This is a genomic window from Amycolatopsis nalaikhensis (assembly GCF_030264295.1).
GTDB classification, from domain to species: Bacteria; Actinomycetota; Actinomycetes; order Mycobacteriales; family Pseudonocardiaceae; genus Amycolatopsis; species Amycolatopsis nalaikhensis.
In genome coordinates this window covers 480,140-501,666 of the sequence record NZ_CP127173.1, presented here as the reverse complement: position 1 = coordinate 501,666, position 21,527 = coordinate 480,140, and the positions used below count along the sequence as shown (strand labels likewise).

The 21,527-nt window shown below is 70.6% G+C and carries 14 protein-coding genes and 2 pseudogenes; 10 read left to right on the top strand and 6 right to left on the bottom strand.

Features of this window, described 5'->3' with window-relative positions:
• Nucleotides 1-22 precede the first annotated feature (22 nt).
• Entirely contained in the window at nucleotides 23-598 is a 576-nt protein-coding gene (locus QP939_RS02430; protein ID WP_285454850.1) for a DoxX family membrane protein, read from the top strand.
• A 621-nt stretch (nucleotides 599-1,219) separates the two neighbouring features.
• On the opposite strand, the gene ilvD is transcribed toward QP939_RS02430, so the two are convergent.
• Entirely contained in the window at nucleotides 1,220-3,064 is a 1,845-nt protein-coding gene (ilvD, locus tag QP939_RS02425; RefSeq protein WP_285454849.1) for a dihydroxy-acid dehydratase, read from the bottom strand.
• Between the two features lie 47 nt (nucleotides 3,065-3,111).
• Complete coding sequence (locus tag QP939_RS02420) at nucleotides 3,112-3,561, bottom strand: PH domain-containing protein (protein ID WP_285454848.1); 450 nt, start codon at nucleotides 3,559-3,561, stop codon at nucleotides 3,112-3,114.
• 414 nt (nucleotides 3,562-3,975) lie between these two features.
• On the opposite strand from QP939_RS02420, the gene QP939_RS02415 reads away from it, so the two are divergent.
• The 4 genes from QP939_RS02415 (at nucleotide 3,976) to QP939_RS02400 (ending at nucleotide 7,683) form a co-directional block, all read left to right on the top strand.
• Entirely contained in the window at nucleotides 3,976-5,760 is a 1,785-nt protein-coding gene (locus QP939_RS02415) for an acetolactate synthase large subunit (RefSeq protein WP_285454847.1), read from the top strand.
• Nucleotide 5,761: 1 nt separating this feature from the next.
• Nucleotides 5,762-6,268, top strand: a complete 507-nt coding sequence (gene ilvN, locus QP939_RS02410) for an acetolactate synthase small subunit (RefSeq protein WP_003080760.1) — start codon at nucleotides 5,762-5,764, stop codon at nucleotides 6,266-6,268.
• 36 nt (nucleotides 6,269-6,304) lie between these two features.
• Nucleotides 6,305-7,318 carry a ketol-acid reductoisomerase gene (ilvC, locus tag QP939_RS02405; RefSeq protein ID WP_191309919.1) on the top strand — a complete coding sequence of 338 codons (1,014 nt, stop codon included), beginning with the start codon at nucleotides 6,305-6,307 and terminating at the stop codon, nucleotides 7,316-7,318.
• 86 nt (nucleotides 7,319-7,404) lie between these two features.
• Entirely contained in the window at nucleotides 7,405-7,683 is a 279-nt protein-coding gene (locus QP939_RS02400) for a DUF397 domain-containing protein (protein WP_155545093.1), read from the top strand.
• Here QP939_RS02400 and QP939_RS02395 read toward each other — a convergent pair.
• From QP939_RS02395 to QP939_RS02380, 4 genes are all read right to left on the bottom strand, one after another.
• On the bottom strand, nucleotides 7,680-8,546 hold the full coding sequence (locus QP939_RS02395) for a nuclear transport factor 2 family protein (RefSeq protein WP_285454846.1): 867 nt from the start codon (nucleotides 8,544-8,546) through the stop codon (nucleotides 7,680-7,682). The genes QP939_RS02400 and QP939_RS02395 overlap by 4 nt on opposite strands.
• A gap of 70 nt (nucleotides 8,547-8,616) precedes the next feature.
• Nucleotides 8,617-9,939: an ankyrin repeat domain-containing protein gene (locus QP939_RS02390; protein WP_285454844.1), complete on the bottom strand. Its 1,323-nt coding sequence runs from the start codon at nucleotides 9,937-9,939 to the stop codon at nucleotides 8,617-8,619.
• Between the two features lie 146 nt (nucleotides 9,940-10,085).
• Nucleotides 10,086-10,898 (bottom strand): TIGR03620 family F420-dependent LLM class oxidoreductase, encoded by an 813-nt coding sequence (locus QP939_RS02385; RefSeq protein ID WP_285454843.1) that lies wholly within the window; start codon nucleotides 10,896-10,898, stop codon nucleotides 10,086-10,088.
• A complete protein-coding gene (locus QP939_RS02380) occupies nucleotides 10,895-11,794 on the bottom strand; it encodes a TIGR03620 family F420-dependent LLM class oxidoreductase (RefSeq protein WP_285454842.1) in 900 nt (299 codons plus the stop codon). Before QP939_RS02380 ends, QP939_RS02385 begins: the two co-directional genes overlap by 4 nt.
• An 86-nt stretch (nucleotides 11,795-11,880) precedes the next feature.
• On the opposite strand from QP939_RS02380, the gene QP939_RS02375 reads away from it, so the two are divergent.
• From QP939_RS02375 to cimA, 5 genes and pseudogenes are all read left to right on the top strand, one after another.
• Nucleotides 11,881-12,444 carry a TetR/AcrR family transcriptional regulator gene (locus tag QP939_RS02375; RefSeq protein ID WP_285454841.1) on the top strand — a complete coding sequence of 188 codons (564 nt, stop codon included), beginning with the start codon at nucleotides 11,881-11,883 and terminating at the stop codon, nucleotides 12,442-12,444.
• Nucleotides 12,445-12,569: 125 nt separating this feature from the next.
• On the top strand, nucleotides 12,570-14,168 hold the full coding sequence (serA, locus tag QP939_RS02370; RefSeq protein ID WP_285454840.1) for a phosphoglycerate dehydrogenase: 1,599 nt from the start codon (nucleotides 12,570-12,572) through the stop codon (nucleotides 14,166-14,168).
• A gap of 233 nt (nucleotides 14,169-14,401) precedes the next feature.
• A pseudogene (locus QP939_RS02365) lies at nucleotides 14,402-17,763 on the top strand (S8 family serine peptidase).
• 228 nt (nucleotides 17,764-17,991) lie between these two features.
• Nucleotides 17,992-19,032 carry a 3-isopropylmalate dehydrogenase gene (locus QP939_RS02360; protein ID WP_285454839.1) on the top strand — a complete coding sequence of 347 codons (1,041 nt, stop codon included), beginning with the start codon at nucleotides 17,992-17,994 and terminating at the stop codon, nucleotides 19,030-19,032.
• A gap of 858 nt (nucleotides 19,033-19,890) precedes the next feature.
• Nucleotides 19,891-21,524, top strand: a pseudogene (gene cimA, locus QP939_RS02355) (citramalate synthase).
• Nucleotides 21,525-21,527: the final 3 nt, after the last annotated feature.

Here is a 21,527-nt window from a genome sequence, read left to right as displayed (position 1 = left end):
GCGGATCCCCTAACCTTCGCGCGTGAGCAGTGGAGACGACTTTTCGCAGCAGCCCACCAGCCTCCTGTCGGGCGTCGAGGACGACACGGCCGACGACACGCCACGCCAGGGCGGGCTGGGCTTCGGCCTGCTGATCCTGCGGCTGGCGCTCGGCGTGACCATGGGCGCGCACGGCCTGCAGCACCTGTTCGGGCTGTTCGGCGGGCCGGGCATCGGCGGGTTCGCGCGGATGCTGGAGACGTTCGGCTACCACAAGCAGACGACGCTGCTGTCGTGGATCGCCGGCGTCGCCGAGCTGGGCGGCGGGGTGCTGGTGGTCGTCGGACTGTTCACGCCGCTGGCCGCGGCCGCGCTGCTCGGGGTTGCGGCGAATGCTGTGTATGCGAAGTTCCACGGCGGGTTCTTCGAGCAGCAGGGGCAGGGGTTCGAGTTCGAGCTGCTGCTCGCGGCTTCGTCGTTGAGCTTGCTGTTCACCGGGGCCGGGCCGATCTCGCTGGAGCGGAACACCCCCTGGCGGAAGCGGCCGTTGCCGTTGGGGCTGGTTTCGCTGCTGCTGGCCGCGGCGGCTGCCGTGGTGGTCATCGTTTTGACGCGGTAGGCGGCTGGGGACAACTTGGCGGCCGGGCGGGGCCTGTGGACAACTTCCGTGCGTGGGTCCGGAACTGTCGGTGGCCGCCGGTAGCGTTGAAACCGGGGGTCCCCCCGGCGGGCTGGGAGTCTGGGCGGGGCGATTCGGGCTCGCGCGGTGGTTCCGGGGACGGCTCGGTGGCCGCGGCGGGCTTGGGACAGTTCGGCTTCGGGAACCGGGGTCTGGGCTGAGGCAACTCGGCCTCACGCGGGGGTTCTGGGCTAAGGCCGGCCGGCTTCGTGCGGGGGTTCTGGGGTTGAGGCCGGTCGGCTTCGCGTGGTGGTTCTGGGGTCGAGGTAGCGCGGCGGTCCTGGGGCTGAGGAAGCTCGGCCTCAAGCGCTGGTTTGGGCGAAGCTCGGCCCGGCCCGGAACTTGCGGCGGGGCCGAGCCTGGGCATCCCGGACTCGCGAGCTGGGGCCTGGGGACAACTCGGCGGCCAGGGCGGGGCCTGTGGACAACTCCGGCTCGCGGGCCCGGAACTGTCGGTGGCCGCCGGTAACGTTGAAATCGGGGGTCCCCCAAGCGGCGCGGGGTCCTGGACGCCGAAAAGGCCGCCCCGGAGCGGGACGGCCTTCGCGGCTGAAGCGGGAACTACTTGTTCACGTCGCGAACCGCACCGGTGTCGGCCGACGTGGCCATCCGGGCGTACGCGCGCAGGGCCGCCGTCACCGGGCGCTGGCGCTCCTTCGGCTGCCACGGCCTCTCCGACGCCTCCATCTTCGCCCGGCGCTCGGCCAGGACCGCATCGTCGACCAACAGCTCCAGCCGCCGCTCGTGGACGTCCAGCAGGATGCGGTCGCCGTTCTCGACCAGGCCGATCAAGCCGCCCGCCGCCGCCTCCGGGGAGATGTGGCCCACCGAAATGCCCGATGAGCCGCCCGAGAAGCGGCCGTCCGTGATCAAGGCGCACTTCTTGCCCAGGCCCGAGCCCTTGAGGAATGCCGTCGGGTGCAGCATCTCCTGCATGCCCGGGCCGCCTGCCGGACCTTCGTAGCGGATCACCAGGACCTCGCCCGGCTGGATCTCCTTCTTCAAGATCGCCGACACCGCTTCCTCCTGGCTCTCCAGCACCCGCGCCGGGCCCTCGAAGTGCCACAGGTCCTCGTCGATGCCCGCGGCCTTGATCACCGCGCCGTTCTCCGCCAAGTTGCCGCGCAGGATCGCCAGGCCGCCGTCCTTCGTGTACGCGTGCTCGACGTCGCGGATGCAGCCCCCGGAAGCGTCGGTGTCCAGCGAAGACCAGCGGTTCGAAGTCGAGAACGCCTCCGTCGTGCGGACGCCGCCCGGTGCCGCGTGGAACAGTTCGAGAGCAGCCTCGGAAGGTGACGAAGCCCGGATGTCCCAGGCGGAAAGCCAAGAGTCGAGATCGGGGGAGTGCACCGACCACACGTCCGTGTTCAGCAGCCCGCCGCGGTGCAGCTCGCCCAGGATCGCCGGGATTCCGCCCGCCCGGTGGACGTCCTCCATGTGGTAGTCCGAGTTCGGCGCCACCTTCGACAGGCACGGCACGCGGCGGCCGATCGCGTCGATGTCGGCGATCGTGAAGTCGATCTCGCCCTCCTGGGCCGCCGCCAGGATGTGCAGCACCGTGTTCGTCGAACCGCCCATGGCCATGTCCAGCGCCATCGCGTTCTCGAACGCCGCCTTCGACGCGATCGAGCGCGGCAGGACCGAGGCGTCGTCCTCCTCGTACCAGCGGCGGCACAGCTCGACGACCGTGCGCCCGGCCTCCTCGAACAACGCGCGGCGCGCCGCGTGCGTCGCCAGCGTCGAACCGTTGCCCGGCAGGGAAAGGCCCAGCGCTTCGGTGAGGCAGTTCATCGAGTTCGCGGTGAACATGCCGGAGCACGACCCGCACGTCGGGCACGCCGAGCGCTCGACGATCGCGAGCCCGTCCTCGTCGACCTCCGTGCTCGCCGACGCCGCGATCGCCGTGATCAGGTCCGTCGGGGCCTGCGCGACGCCGCCCACGACGACCGCCTTGCCCGCCTCCATCGGCCCGCCCGACACGAACACCACCGGGATGTTCAGCCGCATCGCCGCGTTGAGCATGCCCGGGGTGATCTTGTCGCAGTTGGAAATGCACACCAGCGCGTCGGCCTGGTGCGCGTTGACCATGTACTCCACCGAGTCGGCGATGATCTCGCGCGAGGGCAGCGAGTAGAGCATGCCGGAGTGGCCCATCGCGATGCCGTCGTCGACGGCGATCGTGTGGAACTCGCGCGCGACGCCGCCCGCTTCCTTGACCGCGTCCGCGACGATCTCGCCGAGGTCCTTCAAGTGCACGTGGCCCGGCACGAACTGCGTGTAGGAGTTGGCGATCGCCACGATCGGCTTGCCGAAGTCGCTGTCGGTCATGCCCGTGGCGCGCCAGAGCGAGCGCGCGCCCGCCGCGTTGCGGCCGTGGGTGGTGGTCCGGGAACGGAGAGGCGGCACGGGAACTCCCAGGTCAAAGGGTGGCCGGGCAAACTGGTTCTACCAATTTACTCTTGAGGTGCCGACCCAGCTGCGCCGGGCTTGATGTCCTCGGCGTCCAGCAGTCCGCTGGGATCCGCGATCAGCCCTTCACTGACCAGCGACAGCACCGGCAGGTGCCGGGTCCGGACCGTCGGCAGCGGCACCTTCGTGTCGTCCTTCAGCACGGCCTGCACGCGTGCCTTCTTCGTGATCGCGAGGCCCTTCAACGCCGACCACGGGATGTCGCGGTGGCCGAACATCGTGCGGACCGCCAGCCCCGAACGCGTCGCGACCGTGCGCGTCCGGATGACGAACACCGCGAGCGCGATCGGGAAGATGTAGAGCCACTGCAGGTACGGGATCTCCCCGAGCGCGATCGGCGTCACGCAGATCGTCAGGAGGGCGATCGCCATGAAGGACGTGCGGGGGACGCGGAAGACGGCCTTCCGGCCCTCGTCCTGCTCTTTTTCGGCCACCCCGAAATGGTGCACCGCGGCGCGGACCGGCCCGGAGGCGGGTCGCGCGCGTGTGACGCGCGTCCACGATGCGGACACGTCGTCCCGCAGAGTTGACACCCGCGCGGCCTTCGGACTAGCGTCATCGCCGTGACACCGCTGACCGGCCTCGTACTTCCCAAGCGCGTCGACGCTTAGGGAAGTCTTTCCGCTGCGTCGACGCGCGAACCCTCGTGCGACCTTACGGTCGGCGAGGGTTTTTTGTTGCCCTAGGGAAGAGATTCCCCGCCCCACCGCACAAAACCGACCCGAACGAGTGACACCGAGACCCACGAGGCAGAACCGATGACCAGTGCCACAAATCCGACGAAGCCGGGCCCGGCACCCGGCGCTCCCGGAGCACGTCCGAAGCCGGCGCCGCCGGCGGGAACCCCGGTGCGCGTCACCGGCGCGCAGTCCCTCGTGCGCTCGCTCGAGGCGGTCGGCGCCGAGGTGGTCTTCGGCATTCCGGGCGGCACCATCCTGCCCGCCTACGACCCGCTGCTGGACTCGACGAAGGTCCGCCACGTCCTGGTCCGTCACGAACAGGGCGCCGGCCACGCGGCCACCGGCTACGCGCAGGCCACCGGCAAGGTCGGCGTCTGCATGGCGACGTCGGGGCCGGGCGCGACCAACCTGGTCACCCCGCTCGCCGACGCGAACATGGACTCCGTCCCGGTCGTCGCCATCACCGGCCAGCAGTCCCGCGCGCTGATCGGCACCGACGCGTTCCAGGAAGCCGACATCTGCGGCATCACCATGCCGATCACCAAGCACAACTTCCTCGTCACCGACCCCGCGGACATCCCGCGGACCATCGCCGAGGCGTTCCACCTGGCCGCGACCGGCCGCCCCGGCCCGGTCCTGGTGGACATCCCCAAGGACGTGCTGCAGGAGATGACCTCGTTCTCCTGGCCGACGGAGCTGCGGCTGCCGGGCTACCGCCCCACGCTGCGCCCGCACGGCAAGCAGGTCCGCGAAGCCGCGAAGCTGATCGCGAAGTCGCGGCGCCCGGTGCTCTACGTCGGCGGTGGCGTCATCAAGTCGGGCGCGCACGACCAGCTGCGGGAACTGGCCGAGCTGACCAACATCCCGGTCGTCACCACGCTGATGGCGCGCGGCGCGTTCCCCGACTCGCACCCGCAGCACCTCGGCATGCCGGGCATGCACGGCTCGGTCGCCGCCGTCGCCGCGATGCAGCGCGCCGACCTGCTGATCGCGCTCGGCGCCCGGTTCGACGACCGGGTCACCGGGCAGCTGTCGTCCTTCGCGCCGGACGCCGCGGTCGTGCACGCCGACATCGACCCGGCCGAGATCTCCAAGAACCGCAAGGCCGACGTCCCGATCGTGGGCGACTGCAAGGAGATCATCGGCGAGCTGATCGCCGCCGTGAAGACGGAGTTCGACCACGGCGGCCAGCCCGACCTGGCCGACTGGTGGACGCAGGCCGACGACTGGCGCAAGACCTACCCGGCCGGCTACGAGTGGCCGGACGACGGTTCGCTGTCGCCGCAGTACGTCATCGAGCGGATCGGCGAGCTCGTCGGCCCCGACGCGGTGTACGCCGCCGGTGTCGGCCAGCACCAGATGTGGGCCGCGCAGTTCATCAAGTACGAGAACCCGCGCACCTGGATCAACTCCGGCGGCCTCGGCACCATGGGCTACGCCGTGCCCGCCGCGATGGGCGCGCAGTTCGGCGTCCCGGACACGCCGGTGTGGGCGATCGACGGCGACGGCTGCTTCCAGATGACCAACCAGGAGCTGGCCACCTGCGCCATCGAAGGCGCGCCGATCAAGGTCGCCGTCATCAACAACGGCAACCTGGGCATGGTCCGGCAGTGGCAGAACCTCTTCTACTCGGAGCGGTACTCCAACACCGACCTCGGCACGCACAAGCACCGCATCCCGGACTTCGTGCTGCTGGCCGAGGCGCTGGGCTGCGCCGGGCTGCGCTGCGAGACCAAGGAAGACGTCGACGCCACCATCCGCCGCGCGATGGAGATCAACGACCGCCCCGTCGTGATCGACTTCGTCGTGGGGAAGGATGCCCAGGTGTGGCCGATGGTCGCCGCGGGCACCGGCAACGACGAGATCATGGCGGTCCGGGGCATCCGGCCGCTGTTCGACGACGACGAGGTTTCGGTCGAGCAGGCCGACGCCGCCGCGGAAGGTGAGCGCTGAGATGAGCGTCCACACGCTGAGTGTCCTGGTCGAGAACAAGCCCGGTGTGCTCGCGCGCGTGTCGGGGCTGTTCTCCCGCCGCGGGTTCAACATCGAGTCCCTCGCCGTCGGGCCCACGGAAAACCCCGAGGTGTCCCGCATGACGATCGTGGTCGCCGTGGAAGAGCTACCGCTCGAACAGGTGACGAAGCAGCTCAACAAGCTGGTCAACGTGATCAAGATCGTCGAGCTGGAGCAGTCGACCGCCGTGCAGCGTGAACTGCTGCTCGTGAAGGTTCGCGCCGACAACACCGTGCGCAGCCAGGTCCTCGAAACCGTCCAGCTCTTCCGTGCGAAGGTGGTGGACGTGTCCCCGGAGGCGCTCACCGTCGAGGCGACCGGGACGTCGGACAAGATCGGTGCCCTGTTGCGGATGCTGGAGCCCTATGGCATCCGCGAGCTGGTCCAGTCCGGCATGGTCGCGGTGGGACGTGGCGCCCGCTCGATCACCGCAACCTCACCGCGCTAGAAACTTTGTAAGTCAGGAAAGGAAGCAGTAACCCCCATGGCAGTGGAAATCTTCTACGACGACGACGCCGACCTCTCGATCATCCAGGGGCGCAAGGTCGCTGTCATCGGCTACGGCAGCCAGGGCCACGCCCACTCGCTGAGCCTGCGCGACTCCGGCGTCGACGTCCGCATCGGCCTGCCCGAGGGGTCCAAGTCGCGGGCGAAGGCCGAGGAGCAGGGCCTGCGCGTGCTCACCCCGGCCGAAGCGTCTGCCGAGGCCGACCTGATCATGATCCTGGCGCCGGACACCAAGCAGCGCTTCATCTACGAGCAGGACATCGCGCCGAACCTCAAGGACGGCGACGCGCTCTTCTTCGGGCACGGCTTCAACATCCGCTACGACCTGATCAAGCCGCCAGCCAACGTCGACGTCGCGATGGTCGCCCCGAAGGGCCCGGGCCACCTGGTCCGGCGTCAGTTCGTCGACGGCAAGGGCGTCCCGGCGCTCATCGCCGTGGAGCAGGACGCCTCCGGCAACGCCCAGGCGCTCGCGCTCTCCTACGCGGCCGCCATCGGTGGCGCCCGCGCCGGTGTCATCAAGACGACGTTCACCGAGGAGACCGAGACCGACCTCTTCGGCGAGCAGGCCGTGCTCTGCGGTGGCGCGTCCGCGCTGGTGCAGACCGGTTTCGAGGTGCTCACCGAGGCGGGCTACGCCCCGGAGATCGCCTACTTCGAGGTGCTGCACGAGCTGAAGCTGATCGTCGACCTCATGTACGAGGGCGGCATCGCGCGCCAGCGCTACTCGATCTCCGACACCGCCGAGTACGGCGACCTGACCCGCGGCCCGCGCGTCATCTCGCCGGCGGTCAAGGAGGAGATGAAGAAGATCCTCGGCGAGATCCAGGACGGCACGTTCGCCCGCGAATGGGTCGCCGAGGACGAGGCCGGCCGGCCGAACTTCACCAAGCTCGAGGAGCAGGGCAACCAGCACCCGATCGAGGCGACCGGCAAGAAGCTGCGCGACCTGATGTCGTGGGTGGACCGGCCGATCACCGAGACCGCCTGACGCTTTTTCCGACACACCCCGAAGGGGACGCCCGCACCGGGCGTCCCCTTCGGTGCGTTCGGTGCCCGCCTCGCTACGCTGGTGACATGAGTGAGCAGCCGGTCGACGACAAGGCGCACATCCGGCACCACCTGGACTTCACCAAGGCCGAGTGGATCCGGGCCGAGCCCGAGGGCGTCACCCTCGACGACTGCGTCGAGTACGCGTTCATCGAGCACACCGACGGCGTCACCTACACCGCGATGCGGCAGTCGTCGAAGCCGGACGGCGTCATCCTCGTCTTCACGCCGGGGGAGTGGGACGCGTTCGTCAAGGGCGTCCGCGACGGCGAGTTCGACCTGCCCGAGGACCTCGCGGAGGCCTAAGCCAGCTTCGCGGCCAGCTCGGGGATCCGGCCGAGGTCGCCCGCGATGCCCAGGTGGTCGCCGTAGTCGCGGGATTCGGCGATCAGGCCGTCGCGCACGCGCATGGCGAAGATGTTCGCGATCCGGACCGGACGGCTGGCGTACTCACCCTGGTAGGCGAACTCGCCGATCAGGACCTCCGGGTCGGTGCCCTGGTGGATGACGACGTCGGCGACCGTGAAGCGCGGATCCAGGGCCTTGCCCGCCGCGAAGTGCTCGCGCAGCTCGTCGCGGGTTCGCACCACCGGTGCGCCCGGCAGGAACGGGTGCGTGACGTGTGTCGGTTTGGCGTACAACGCGGGCAGCTCGTCCCAGCGGCCGCCCGCCACGCCGTGGACCAGCCGCTCGAAAACCGTGCCCGCGCTCTCCGGGGTGACCGGCGACAGCTCGCGCGGCGGCGCCTGCGCGTAGGCCTGGGCGAGCTGGTCGACGCCGCCTCGGATCGCCGCGAGCCGCAGGTAGTCGTGGTAGTCGCGGGAATGGACGATCAGGCCGTCGCGGACGCGCAGCACCTGGATGTTCGCCGCCGTTGTGGTGCGGCCGGTCTCCACCGACTCGGCGTCGTAGTCGTATTCGGCGACAATCACCTCGGGGTCGGTCGTTTCGTGGACGACGACGTTCTTGCGCTCGAGCCGCAGCGTCGCCGCCAGGGCTCCGGTGAACCGCTCGTGGACCGCCGCGCGGCCGCGGATCCGCGTCGGCCGCGGCACGGCCTGGGGGTGCTCGACGACGGTGTCCTCGGCGTAGAGCGCGGAGAGGTCGCCGAACCGGCCTTCGCTGATTCCGTCGGACAACGCGGTGAAGACGTCGCGCGGGGTGCTCATGGGTCCTCCCAGAAGACAAAACGGAGTCTGTAGTCCGTCTTGGACGATACGGACTACAGACTCCGGTTGTCTAGCGCAGCAGCTCGAGGGCGGCCGGCTGCCCGCACACCTCCGCCCAGGTCGCGGGGGTCGTGTCCCAAATTCCGTCACGCGCGCCGCGGTCGGCGCCGCCGTCCAGGAGGGCGCGGATGACGTCGAGGTGCCCCGACTGCGCGGCCAGGTGCAGGGCCGTGGCGCCTTCGCCGTGGTTCGGGCCGCCGAAGGTGCCCGGGTGGTTCACGTCGGCGCCGAGGTCCAGGAGCGCCCGGACGGCGTGCACCTTGCCCTGCGCCGCCGCCCACGCCAGCGCCGTGCCGCGGTAGACGTCGGCGTCCGGGTCGGCGCCGTGGGCGACGAGGGTGCGCAGCGCCTCGACGCGGTCGTTCCGCGCCGCCCACGAGAGGGCCTCGTTCTTCACTTCGGCGGGATCGTCCGTCGGCTGCCACCGCGGGAAGCCGCTGTGCGGGCGGTAGAAGCCGCGGTGGGCACCGGCGGCCGGGTGACCCGGCGTCAGCAGTTCGCCGAGGAGCCCGGCGTCGCCGAGTCCGGCCGCGACGCGCAGGTTGCCCGGCGCGAGGCTGTGCCGGGCCAGTTTCTCCGCGGCTTCGCGGTGACCCCAGAACAGGGCGACGACCAGGGGCGTGCCGCCGTCGCCGCGCGCGGAGACGTCGACCGGCGCGCCCGCGTCGAGCAGCAAGTCGAGCAGCGGCGGCAGGTTGCCGTACGCGGCCTGGTGCAAGGGTGTCCAGCCGTGGATGTTGCCGCGGGCCGGGTCCGCGCCGTGGGCGAGGAGGATCCGGCAGAGGCGCTCGTCGCAGGTCGCGCCCGCCATGCCGAGCAGGTCGTTGCCGTTGGTGCCGCGGGCGGTGACGAGCCCGGGGAACTCGCCGAGCAGCCGCTCGAGCGCGTCGAGGTCGCGGGCTTCGACGGCCCGGTACGCCCGCGCGAATGGCTCGCCACTGTCCACAAGGGACGTGACATGCGCGCGAAGTGCTTTCCAGGAACCGAATCCGTGTTCCCGGGCGACGACCGCGCGGGCGCCGTCCCGGGTGAGCGGCTGACCCCAGCGCTCGAACGGCTCCCGTGCGCCGGGTGTCTCGTCCTCCGCCGAAGCGAGCAGGCCGAGCGCGCGCTCGGCGTAGTACTCGACGTCCTGGTGGTAGGGGTGCTGCAGGGTTTCGCCGTGCTCGGTGACGCGCCGGACGTACGCCTGGAGCTTCGGCCAGCTCGGGAAACCGTGCTCCCGCGCGATCCGGAACTGCGCTTCGGACAGCTTCACGGCTTCGGCGCGCGCGAGGTCCTTCGCGCGCTTGCGCAGCTGGTCCAGGCTGGGTTTGGCGGGCAGCGTGCCCATGGTGCCTCCTTCCCTCGTCGCCCGTGGTCCGCCGGCACCGGGCAGGAAGAAGGTGCGGAGCTGGTGGTGCGGTACTGCGGGGGTGGGCTCGGCCCTTTCCGCGGACGGGACGCGGCCCTCAACCGCGCCCCGCCAGCCTACCCCGGTCAGGGCAGCAGGTCGGCCAAGCGGCGGTAGGACTCGTCCGTGCGGGCCAGGACCTGGACACAGACGTGGTCGGCGCCCGCGTCGAGGTGGGCCCGGATCCGGTCGGCGGCCGCCTGTTCGCCGGTCGCCACGACGGCGTCGACCAGGCGGTCGCTGCCGCCGTCGGCGAGGTCGTCGTCGGTGAAGCCGAGGCGGCGCAGGTTCGCCTGGTGGTGCGGGGCCTGCCGGACGTACGGGCCGACGTGCTCCCGGGCCACCTCGGGTGCCGCGTCGAGCACCACGGCCTGCTCGACGGCGAGGTACTTGGCCGGGCCGAGCCGTTCGCGGGCGAGCGCGGTGTGGTCCGGCGGGACGAAGTACGGGTGGGCGCCGTCGGCGCGTTCGGCCGCCAGGTCCAGCAGCTTCGGGCCCAGCGCGGCGAGCACCCGCCGCGGGCGCGGGTCAGGCTGCGGAAGTCCCGGTAGCTCGGCCGCGTCCATGCCGTCGAGGTACTCGCGCAACGCCGTGAGCGGCCGCGCGCCGGGCCGGTGCCCGCCGAGGCCCGCGATGAACCGGCCGGGGTACGCCTCGCCCAGCGCGCGGATGGCGCCCTCCGCCGCGAGGGGAGAACGCTGGTCGAACCGCGCGACGCCGGTGGCGACCGTGAGCCGCGACGTCGCCGCGAGCAGCAGGGCGGCCTGCGTGAACGCCTCGCGGCCCGCGAATTCGCCGAACCAGATCGCGTCGAAGCCGAGTTCTTCCACTTCGGCGGCCGTTTCGCGCAGCTCGGTGATCGGGTTGCCGTCGAAGAACCGCCAGATGCCGACGCTCATCGGAGCACCTCCGGCGCCAGCTCGACCAGGGCGTCCACAGTGGACTCGAAGGTGGCCGCGGACGGGGTGAGCAGCACGTGGTCGGCTCCCGCGTCGAGGAGTTCGCCGAGGCGTTTCGCGATGGTCGTGGCGTCGCCCCACAGGACGAGGTCGTCGACGAACCGGTCGCTCGGCCCCGCGATGTCGGCTTCGGTGTAGCCGAGCCGTTTCCAGCCCGCGAGGTAGACGGTGACGGAGTACTCGCGTGACTGCGCGACCCGGCGCCGCACGCTCTCGCGAGCGTCCTCCCGGCTGCCGAGCAGGACGGTCTGCTGGGGGATCAGCAGCTTGTCCGGCCCGAGGATTTCGCGGGCATACGGCGTGTGCGAGACGGGTTGCGCGAACGGGTGCGCGCCGTCGGCGTGGTCGCGCGCCAGCGCCAGCATGCGAGGCCCGACGGCGGCCAGCACGCGGGGAAACGCGACCGGGGAAGGGTTTTCCGCCGCGGCGGTGTCCATTTCGGACAGGTAGGCGCGCATCCGGTCGATCGGCCGGTAGTCCTCGCCGAGCTTCGCGGCTTGGAACGCGTGCCCGGCACCGATGCCGAGCACGAACCGGCCGGGGTGGGCTTGGGCGAGCGTTGCCGCGCCCTTGTACGCGGTCGTCGCGCGCCGGGCCCAGACGTTCGCGATGCCGGTGCCGAGCACGACGTCCGGTACCGAAGCGAGCAGATCGCCGAAGTGGGCGAACACCTCGCGGGTGCCGGGTCCTTCGCCGCTCCAGATCGAGCGGTAGCCGACGTCGGCGAGCCGTCGCGTCGCCGCGCGCTCGACGTCCGGCCGGGGTCGCAGGGGGGCGCTGGGCAGCCAGGCGCCGATCGCGCCGAGCCGGGCGCGCGTGTCTTCGAGCAAGGTCATCCTCGTCCCTCCAGTAATGTGAGGCTGCCTCCGGTTAATATACGGAGGCAGCCTCCGATTGGCTAGCCGGTAAGGTCGGGAGGGCGATGACCGACGTGAAGCCGATGCGCGCGGACGCCCGCCGCAACTACGAACGCCTCCTCGAAGAGGCCAAGCGCGCCTTCGCCGAACACGGCGTCGAGGCGTCCCTGGAAGACATCGCGCGCCGCGCCGGGGTCGGCATCGGCACGCTCTACCGGCACTTCCCGACCCGCGACGCGCTGCTCGAGACGCTCCTGCGGGCCCGCTTCGACGCCCAGGCCGAGCGGGCGCGCGAACTGCTGGAGCACCCCGAGCCGCTGAACGCGCTCCAGGGCTGGCTCGCCGGGCTGGGTGACGCCACCGGCACGTTCCGCGGCCTGGTGGAGCTGACGGCGGACGCGCTCAACGACGAATCGTCCCGTTTGTTCGCGTCGTGCCACGCGATGCGCGAGGCCGGTTCCCATCTAGTGGAACGTGCGAAGGAAGCGGGCGAGCTGCGCGCGGACGTCACGACGCAGGAGCTGCTTTTGTTGCTGCACGCGGCATCCTGGGCGGGTCGGCACCTGCCGGGCGAGGAGGGCATGCACCGGCTCCTGGCTCTTGTTTTCGAGGGATTGCGAGCGAGTTAACACCGTGAGAAGCCAGGGGGCGCCCCAGCGGGTTAAACTCCGGCTCGACCGGGGCACAACGACGTGCTTTGACCGTTTGTCGACACAGAGCGTCCTGGAAATGACCAGATAGTGGGAGCCGCATCGTGAGCAAGCCCAATAAGCCCGTCGTCCTCATCGCGGAGAAGCTCGCCCCCTCCGTGCTGAGCGTCTTCGGTGACGAGGTGGAGGTCCGGCACGTCGACGGCACGGACCGGTCCGCGCTGCTCGAGGCGGTGAAGAGCGCCGACGCGCTCCTGGTCCGCTCCGCCACCCAGGTCGACGCCGAGGTCCTCGGCGCCACCACCCAGCTCAAGGTCGTCGCCCGCGCCGGCGTCGGGCTGGACAACGTCGTGGTGCCCGCCGCCACCGAGCGCGGGGTCCTGGTCGTCAACGCGCCGACGTCGAACATCGTCTCCGCTGCCGAGCACGCCGTCGCCCTGCTGCTGTCGGTCGCGCGCCGCGTCCCGGCCGCCGACCAGAGCCTCCGCGGCGGCGAGTGGAAGCGCAGCTCCTTCTCGGGTGTCGAGCTGCAGGGCAAGACCGTCGGCGTGGTCGGCCTCGGCAAGATCGGCCAGCTGTTCGCCCAGCGCCTGGCCGCGTTCGACACGAAGCTGATCGCCTACGACCCCTACGTCTCGGCCGCGCGCGCCGCGCAGCTCGGCATCGAGCTCGTCACCCTCGACGAACTGCTCTCGCGTGCCGACGCGATTTCCATCCACCTGCCGAAGACGCCGGAGACCAAGGGCCTCATCGACGCCGAGGCGCTGAAGAAGACCAAGCCGGGCGTCATCATCGTCAACGCCGCCCGCGGCGGGCTGATCGTCGAAGAGGACCTGGCCGACGCGCTGCGCTCGGGCCACGTCGGCGGCGCCGGCATCGACGTCTTCGCGACCGAGCCGACCACCTCCAGCCCGCTGTTCGAGCTGGAGAACGTCGTCGTGACGCCGCACCTGGGCGCGTCGACGGCCGAGGCGCAGGACCGCGCGGGCACCGACGTCGCGAGGTCCGTGCTGCTGGCCCTGCGCGGCGACTTCGTGCCGGACGCGGTGAACGTCTCCGGCGGCGGCGCGGTCGGCGAGCACGTCCGCCCGTACCTGTCGCTGACCCAGAAGCTCGGCACGCTGCTGACCGCGCTGAACCCGAAGGCGCCGACGTCGGTGACCGTGCAGGTCAAGGGCGAGATCTCCAACGAGGACACCGGGGTGCTGCAGCTGGCCGCGCTGCGCGGGGTGTTCACCGGCGTGGTCGAGGACCAGGTCACGTTCGTCAACGCGCCGCAGCTGGCGGAGAAGCTGGGCGTGCAGGTCGAGCTGGAGACCGAGTCGGAGAGCCCGAAGTTCCGCAGCCAGGTCACCATCCGCGCGGTGCACGCCGACGGCCAGGTGCTGACGGTGTCCGGTTCGGTCACCGGCAAGGACGAGGTCGAGAAGCTGGTCGAGGTCAACGGCCGCGGCTTCGACCTGCGTGCCGAGGGCACGGTCCTGCTGGTCGAGTACGGCGACCGCCCGGGCGTGATGGGCCGCGTCGGCACGCTGCTCGGCGAGGCGGGCATCAACATCGAGGCCGCGCAGATCAGCCAGACCACCGACGGCTCCGACGCGGTGATGCTGCTGCGCGTCGACCGCCACATCGACGCGCACCTGCTCGACCCGATCGGCGCCTCGGTCGGGGCGCACACGATCCGCGCGGTGGACTTCAACTGACGTAACGCTTCGAAAGCCCCCGTCGATGGATGACGGGGGCTTTCGCATGCGGCAATCACATTCGAATAACGGAGTCCTTTGCCTACGTTAGTAGGTGTTTTGGGGCATTAGGTTCTCCCCGCGAGGTCGAACCACGCGCCGTCGAGGGCACGGCGCGGTGCCGTGCTTCACCGTCGGGGGTGCCAGGAGCGGCAGGCAGGTTCGGGTCCAGGCCTCGAGTAAGGGGACGACTCATGAGCAGATCCCGCTTACCCGCGCGCATCACCACGGCGGCCTTCGCCGTCGTGCTGGCCGCCGCGCTGGGGGCGCCGGTCGCGAGCGCGGCCGACGCACCGCTGGCCGACGGGATCGCGCCGGCGAAGATCGACGACGCGAAGCTGCAGGGGAAACTGTCGCCGCGCCTCGGTGCCGCGCAGGGCCGCGTCACCGCGTTCGTCGAGCTGGCCAAGAAACCCGCCGTGGACGCGTTCACCGACGCGCAGCCGCAGGGCAAGGAACAAGCCAAACGGGCCGCCCGCGCGGCCAAGGACGACACCGCCGCCGCCGTGGACTCCGTCCTGGGCCAGTTGCGCTCGGCCGACGCCAAGCCGCAGGTCGTCACCCGGACCGCCAACGCCGTTCCCGGCGTCGTCGTCACCGCGGACGCCGCGAAGCTGCGTGACGTCGCCAAGCGCGCCGACGTCGTTTCGGTGCGGACGGTCGTGCCGAAGACCCGCACCAACGCCAGCGCCGAGCAGCTGACCAACACGCTCGCCGCGTGGCAGCAGACCGGCAAGTTCGGCGACGGCGTCCGCGTCGGCGTGATCGACGACGGCATCGACTACACCCACGCCGACTTCGGCGGACCCGGCACGCAGGCCGCCTACAACGGCGTCGACCGCACCAAGCCGAACCCGCTCTTCCCGAGCGCCAAGGTCGTCGGCGGCACCGACCTCGTCGGCGACGACTACGACGCCGCGACGGCCGGCAAGACCACCCCGAAGCCGGACCCGAACCCGCTCGCCTGCGGTGAGCACGGCACGCACGTCGCCGGCACCATCGGCGGCTTCGGCGTCACCGCCGACGGCAAGACCTTCAAGGGCGACTACAAGAAGCTCACGGCCAAGAAGGTCGACGAGATGCAGATCGGCCCGGGCACGGCGCCGAAGTCGCTCCTCTACGCCATCAAGGTGTTCGGCTGCGCGGGCTCGACCAACGTCACCTCGCAGGCGCTCGACTGGGCCCTCGACCCCGACGGTGACGGCGACTTCACCGACCACCTCGACATCGTCAACCTCTCGCTGGGCTCCGACTTTGGCGCCCCGGACGACCCGGACTCCCTGTTCGTGCGCAAGCTCGCCGCGAACAACGTCCTCCCGGTGATCTCCGCGGGCAACGGCGGCGACCTCAACGACGTCGCCGGGTCGCCGGGCAACACCCCGGAGGCGCTCACCGTCGCCAGCACGCGCGACGCGGGCATCCTGCGCGACGCCGCCGAAGTCAAGGCACCCGCGGGCGTCGCGGGTCAGAAGACCGGGCAGTACAGCCAGAACTACACCGGCTACGACACCCTGGACGTGACCGCACCGGTCGTCGCGTTGTCCGCGGCGAACAACGCGGGTTGCGCGCCGTACTCCGCCGAGGACAAGGCGAAGGCCGCGGGCAAGATCGTCTGGCTGGAGTGGGACGACAACGACTCGACCCGCGCCTGCGGTTCGGCCGCCCGCGCCAACAACGCGCAGGCCGCCGGGGCGAAGGGCGCGCTCCTTTCGTCCACTTTGGAGCACTTCAGCGCCGGCATCGCGGGCAACGCGGCGGTCCCGATGTTCCAGTTCACCGGTTCCGCGACGGCGCCGCTGCGCCCCGCGCTGACCGCGGGCACGCTGCAGGTCCGGCTCTTCGGCGCCGGGCGGGCGTCGATCCAGACCTACGACAAGACGATCGTGGACACGCCGAGTCGTTCACCTCGCGCGGCACCCGCGGCCCGGCCGTCAAGCCGGACGTCGCCGCCCCCGGTGACACGATCACTTCGGCGTTCCGCGGCAGCGGCAACGGCCGGACCGTGCTTTCGGGCACGTCGATGGCCGCTCCGCACACCGCGGGCATCACGGCGCTGGTCCGCCAGTCCCACCCGGACTGGTCGGTCGAGGAGGTCAAGGCGTCGGTCATCGACACCGCGGGCCACGACGTCACCGACGGCGCGGGCCACACCTACGCGCCGCAGCGCGTCGGCAGCGGCCGGATCGACGCGAAGGCGGCGCTGGACAACCAGGTGCTCGCCTACGTCCAGGACGACCCGGGCGCGGTGAGCGTCAGCTTCGGCACGGTCGAGGCTTCCGGGCCGGTGACCCTGTCGAAGACGATCAAGCTGGTCAACAAGGGCGTCACGCCGGCCGAGTACTCGGTGGCCTACCAGGCGGTCAACGCGCTGCCCGGCGTCGAGTACACAGTGGACAAGCCGACGGTGAAGCTGACCCCGCGCGGCACCGCGAAGGTCAAGGTGACGCTGAAGATCACCGACCCGAAGGCCCTGCGCAAGGTCATGGACCCGACCATGCAGGCCACCCAGGCCGGGCTGGCTCGGCAGTTCGTCGCCGACGCCTCCGGGCGCGTCGCGTTCACGCCGAAGAGCGGAGCCAAGGTGCCGCTGCGGGTTTCGGTGTACGCCGCGCCCAAGCCGGTTTCGACGATTTCGACGCCGCCGTCGGTGAAGTTCACCCCGGACGCCACCCAGGCCGTGCTCAACCTGACCGGCAAGGGCGTCGACCAGGGCGCCGGCGCGCAGCGCTACCGTTCGCTGATCAGCGTGCTCGAGCTGCAGGCGGAGTCCCCGCAGCTGCCCGAGTGCGACGCGGACGTCGTCACCGACTGCACGGTGAACAACACCGCGAAGGGCGGCGACCTCCGCTACATCGGCGCGGCTTCCACCGCACCGCTGGCGAAGGCGCAGGGTGAGCCGGAGAACGCGATCCTCGCGTTCGGCCTGTCCACCTGGGGCGACTGGGCGAACATCGGCAGCAACACCTCGCCGTTCGTCGACATCGACACGACCGGAGACGGGCAGCCGGACTTCGAGACCTACGTGACCAAGGCGACGTCCACGGACGTGCTGCTGGCCGTCACGGTCGCGCTGAAGACCGGGTTCCCGACCGTGGACGTCCAGGCGGTCAACGGCCAGCTCGGCGACGTCGACACCAACGTGTTCGACACGAACGTCGTCACGCTGCCGGTTTCCCTGGCGGCGCTGGGCATCGACGCGAACGCCGACAGCCACCGCATCTCCTACACGGTCGGGGTGAGCGGTTTCTACGTCGCGCCGGGCACGACGAACGGGCTGATCGACTACGTCGGCACGCCGCTTTCGTTCGACGCGCTCGCGCCGGGCTACTCGGTGCAGGGCGGCGGCGACGCCGCGCTGGGCTACGTCGCGAAGCCGGGCACGGCGCTGGTCGTGACGCGCAACGCGGCGTCGGCCACGGCCGACAAGGCGCTCGGCCTCCTCGCCATCGAGCACCACAACGCCGCGGGCAACCGGGCGAACGTGGTCAAGGTGGACGCGGCGCAGGGCGCCCGGCCGGGGAATGAGCGTCAGCCGATCGGGGCTGGTCGCGGCTAGGTCCCGGCAAGATCGATTCGTGCAGGACCAGGGGCGTCTCCGGCGGTTCTCCGCCGGGGGCGCCCCTCTGTTGTTCCCCCGATCGGGTGTCTCACCCTGCGGGAGGATGCGGCATAAGGGTGGTGCGGCTACGGCCGTTTGTCTACGGCCGGTAACCTTCCGGCTGCTGGCGTTTTGTTGCGGTGGGCCATCGGTGCGGCCGGTGGTCCGGTCGACGGAGGTGTGTGGATGCGGCTCGCGGTGATCCCAGGTGACGGGATCGGGCCCGAAGTGGTCTCCGAGGCGCTGAAGGTGCTCGGCGAGGTAGTACCGACGGCGGAGATCACGAACTACGACCTCGGCGCCGCGCGGTGGCACGCGACCGGCGAGCTGCTCCCGGAGTCGGTGCTGGGCGAACTGCGCCAGCACGACGCGATCCTGCTGGGCGCGGTGGGCGACCCGACGGTGCCGAGCGGCATCCTCGAGCGCGGCCTGCTGCTGCGCCTGCGGTTCGAGATGGACCACCACGTGAACCTGCGCCCGGCGCGGCTGTACCCGGGAGTGCGCGGCCCGCTGGCCGACGCGGGCGACGTCGACATGGTGGTGGTGCGCGAAGGGACCGAAGGCCCGTACGCGGGGACTGGCGGTCTGCTGCGCAAGGACACGGAGCACGAGATCGCGACGGAGGTCAGCGTCAACACGGCGTTCGGCATCCGCCGCGTCGTCGCGGACGCGTTCAACCGCGCCGAGGCCCGGCCCCGCAAGCACCTGACGCTGGTGCACAAGACCAACGTGCTCGAGTACGCGGGTTCGCTGTGGTCGCGGATCGTCGAAGAGGTCTCGCTGGAGCACCCGGAGGTGACGGTCGCGTACTCCCACGTGGACGCGGCGACCATCCACCTCGTGACGGATCCGTCGCGGTTCGACGTGATCGTGACGGACAACCTCTTCGGGGACATCATCACGGACCTGGCGGCCGCGGTGACCGGTGGGATCGGGTTGGCGGCCAGTGGGAACCTCGACATCACTCGGCGGAATCCGAGCATGTTCGAGCCCGTTCACGGGTCGGCGCCGGATATCGCCGGGCAGGGGCTTGCTGACCCCACGGCTGCCGTGTTGTCGGTTTCGCTGCTGCTCGACCACCTGGGGCAGAAGGAGGCCGCTCGGCGGATCGAGGCTTCGGTGGCTTTCGATCTTGCTACTCGGGACCAGTCCTCGCCTGGGGCTACTCAGGCCATCGGGGACCGGCTTGCCGCTCTTGTGTCTTCGAATGTGCGGACCGCGGGCTGAGGTTTCTTCTTCGGGACGGCCCCGTACCCCTTGGGGGGTGCGGGGCTTTTTCGTGGCTGGGGCCGTGGCTGGGGCTGGGTGCTCGGCTTGGCTTGGTCGCGAATGACTCATTCGGGGCTTTGGCGGTCTCGAATGAGTCATTCGCGACGTTCCGCGGGGGTGGGCATGCTGCACCGGTCGCTCTCCCGGCAGCCGTCGCGCCTGCCGTGCCCGTGCCTTGGTCCGCACCCGCCGCTCCGCCGCGCCCGCGGCTTGGTCCGCGGTGCGTGCCGCGCTTGCTGCTTCCGCTGCGCCCCGGGCCTGCCGCGACTGCGCCTTGGGCCGGGTCGGCGGCGCCCGCCGGGCTTGCTGCTTCCCCAGCATCTGCCACTCCCGCCACGGTCCCGCCACCCGTCGCGCCTGCCGCTCCGCAGCACCTGCCGCACCCCGGGGTTTCGTAGCCCGGGTCCGCGGCGGCGCCGTGAATGACTCATTCACCTCATCCGAAGACCTGAATGACTCATTCAAGACGCGCGACGAGCCGCCCACCGGGAACTTGTCCCCAGCGCAGCCGTGATGTGGACAGCCAAGCCGCCGAACGGCTTTCCGGCCGGGTTTGTCGGCCGCCGCCGATAGACTGGACCGGGGTCAGCCCCCAGGGAGCGGTGGGGCTTGGTTGGTGGAGGTTCCCGGATGGTGGGAGCTTGACCCAGCTTGTGGACTTCCCCCGAAGCCCTGTGGCATGATGCGACCGTGACCAGCTTCGCGATCATTATCGACGAGCGCGCCGGACGATAGCTCCACAAGAGCCCCCGGCGCGCAACCTCTCGCACCCCTGCGGGAGGTTTTTTTGTTGCCTCGAAACGCTAGGAGAAGACCGTGACCCGCCAGGAGCCCGCCGATACGCCGCTGGGCGATGCCTTCCACCTCTACGACACGACCCTGCGGGACGGTGCGCAGCGGGAGGGCATCACCTACTCGGTGCAGGACAAGCTGGCGGTCGCGCGGCTGCTCGACGAGCTGGGTGTCGGCTTCATCGAAGGCGGCTGGCCCGGGGCTCTTCCCAAGGACACGGAGTTCTTCGCCCGCGCCGCGAAGGGGGAGCTGAAGCTCAAGCACGCGGCACTCGTCGCGTTCGGGGCCACCCGCAAGGCCGGGACCACCGCCGATGCCGATCCGCAGGTCCGGGCCCTTCTCGACAGCGAAGCCCCCGTCATCACGCTCGTGGCGAAGTCGGACTTGCGGCACATCGAACGCGCTCTCCGCGTCGACGTCGACGAAGCCTGCGCCATGGTCCGCGACACCGTCGCGTTCCTCACCAAGGAAGGCCGCCGGGTCTTCCTCGATGCCGAACACTTCTTCGACGGCTACGCGTTTTCGCCCGAGACCTCGCTCAAGGTCCTCGACGCCGCCGCCCACGCGGGTGCCGACGTCCTCGTCCTGTGCGACACCAACGGCGGCCAGCTGCCGCTCGGGCTCGCCGAAACCGTCAAGGAGATCAAGGAAAAGACCGGGTTCCGCCTCGGGATCCACTGTCAGGACGACACTTCCTGCGCGGTGGCGAACTCCGTCGCCGCGGTGCAGGCCGGCGCGACGCACGTCCAGTGCACCGCCAACGGTTACGGCGAACGGGCCGGCAACGCCGACCTCTTCGCCGTGACAGGGAACCTCGTGACCAAGCTCGGCATGGACGTCCTCCCGACCGGAGGAGCGGCCGAGCTGACCCGGGTCTCCCATGCCCTTGCCGAAATCGCCAACCTCGCCCCCTACACCCACCAGGCTTACGTAGGGGCGTCGGCCTTCGCTCACAAGGCGGGGCTGCACGCGAGCGCGATCAAGGTGGATCCGTTGCTGTACAACCACATCGATCCGTCTTCCGTCGGCAACGACATGCGGGTACTGGTCACCGAGATGGCCGGCAGGGCCAGCCTCGAGCTGCAAGGGACGTGAGCTCGGGGTCGACCTTGCCGGCCGGCCCGAGGCGCTGACCAACGCCATCACCAAGGTCAAGCGGCTCGAATCCGAAGGCTGGTCCTTCGAGGCCGCCGACGCCTCCCTCGAACTCCTCCTGCGCCAGGAGGCCGACGTGCCCGCCGAGGCGCCGTTCGAGCTTCGAGTCCTACCGCGTGGTCCTCGACCACCGCGCCGACGCCGAGGTCGTGTCCGAAGCCACGGTCAAGGTGCACGTCGGGGGCCAGCGCGTCATCGCCACCGCCGAGGGCATCGGGCCCGTCCACGCCCTCGACGCCGCTCTGCGGAAAGCCTTGAGCCCGCACCTGTCCTGGTTGGACAGTGTGGAGCTGGCCGACTACAAGGTGCGCATCCTGCAGGGCCATCCGGGCACCGACGCCGTGACGCGCGTGCTGGTCGAGAGCACCGACGGCGAACGCGAGTGGACCACCGTCGGCGTGCACGGCAACATCGTCGAGGCCAGCTGGCTGGCCCTGTGCGACGCGCTCGTCCACAAGAGCACCACCGTGGCCCCGGTCACGGAAACCGCGGACGTAGACTGACGC

What these genes read in the sequence shown, in the direction of transcription:
- QP939_RS02390 (WP_285454844.1), bottom strand. Translation starts at nt 9,939, where the DNA reads ATGGGCACGCTGCCCGCCAAACCCAGCCTGGACCAGCTGCGCAAGCGC.
- QP939_RS02395 (WP_285454846.1), bottom strand. Translation starts at nt 8,546, where the DNA reads ATGAGCACCCCGCGCGACGTCTTCACCGCGTTGTCCGACGGAATCAGC.
- ilvN (WP_003080760.1), top strand. Translation starts at nt 5,762, where the DNA reads ATGAGCGTCCACACGCTGAGTGTCCTGGTCGAGAACAAGCCCGGTGTG.
- QP939_RS02375 (WP_285454841.1), top strand. Translation starts at nt 11,881, where the DNA reads ATGACCGACGTGAAGCCGATGCGCGCGGACGCCCGCCGCAACTACGAA.
- QP939_RS02360 (WP_285454839.1), top strand. Translation starts at nt 17,992, where the DNA reads ATGCGGCTCGCGGTGATCCCAGGTGACGGGATCGGGCCCGAAGTGGTC.
- QP939_RS02385 (WP_285454843.1), bottom strand. Translation starts at nt 10,898, where the DNA reads ATGAGCGTCGGCATCTGGCGGTTCTTCGACGGCAACCCGATCACCGAG.
- QP939_RS02400 (WP_155545093.1), top strand. Translation starts at nt 7,405, where the DNA reads ATGAGTGAGCAGCCGGTCGACGACAAGGCGCACATCCGGCACCACCTG.
- QP939_RS02380 (WP_285454842.1), bottom strand. Translation starts at nt 11,794, where the DNA reads ATGACCTTGCTCGAAGACACGCGCGCCCGGCTCGGCGCGATCGGCGCC.
- ilvC (WP_191309919.1), top strand. Translation starts at nt 6,305, where the DNA reads ATGGCAGTGGAAATCTTCTACGACGACGACGCCGACCTCTCGATCATC.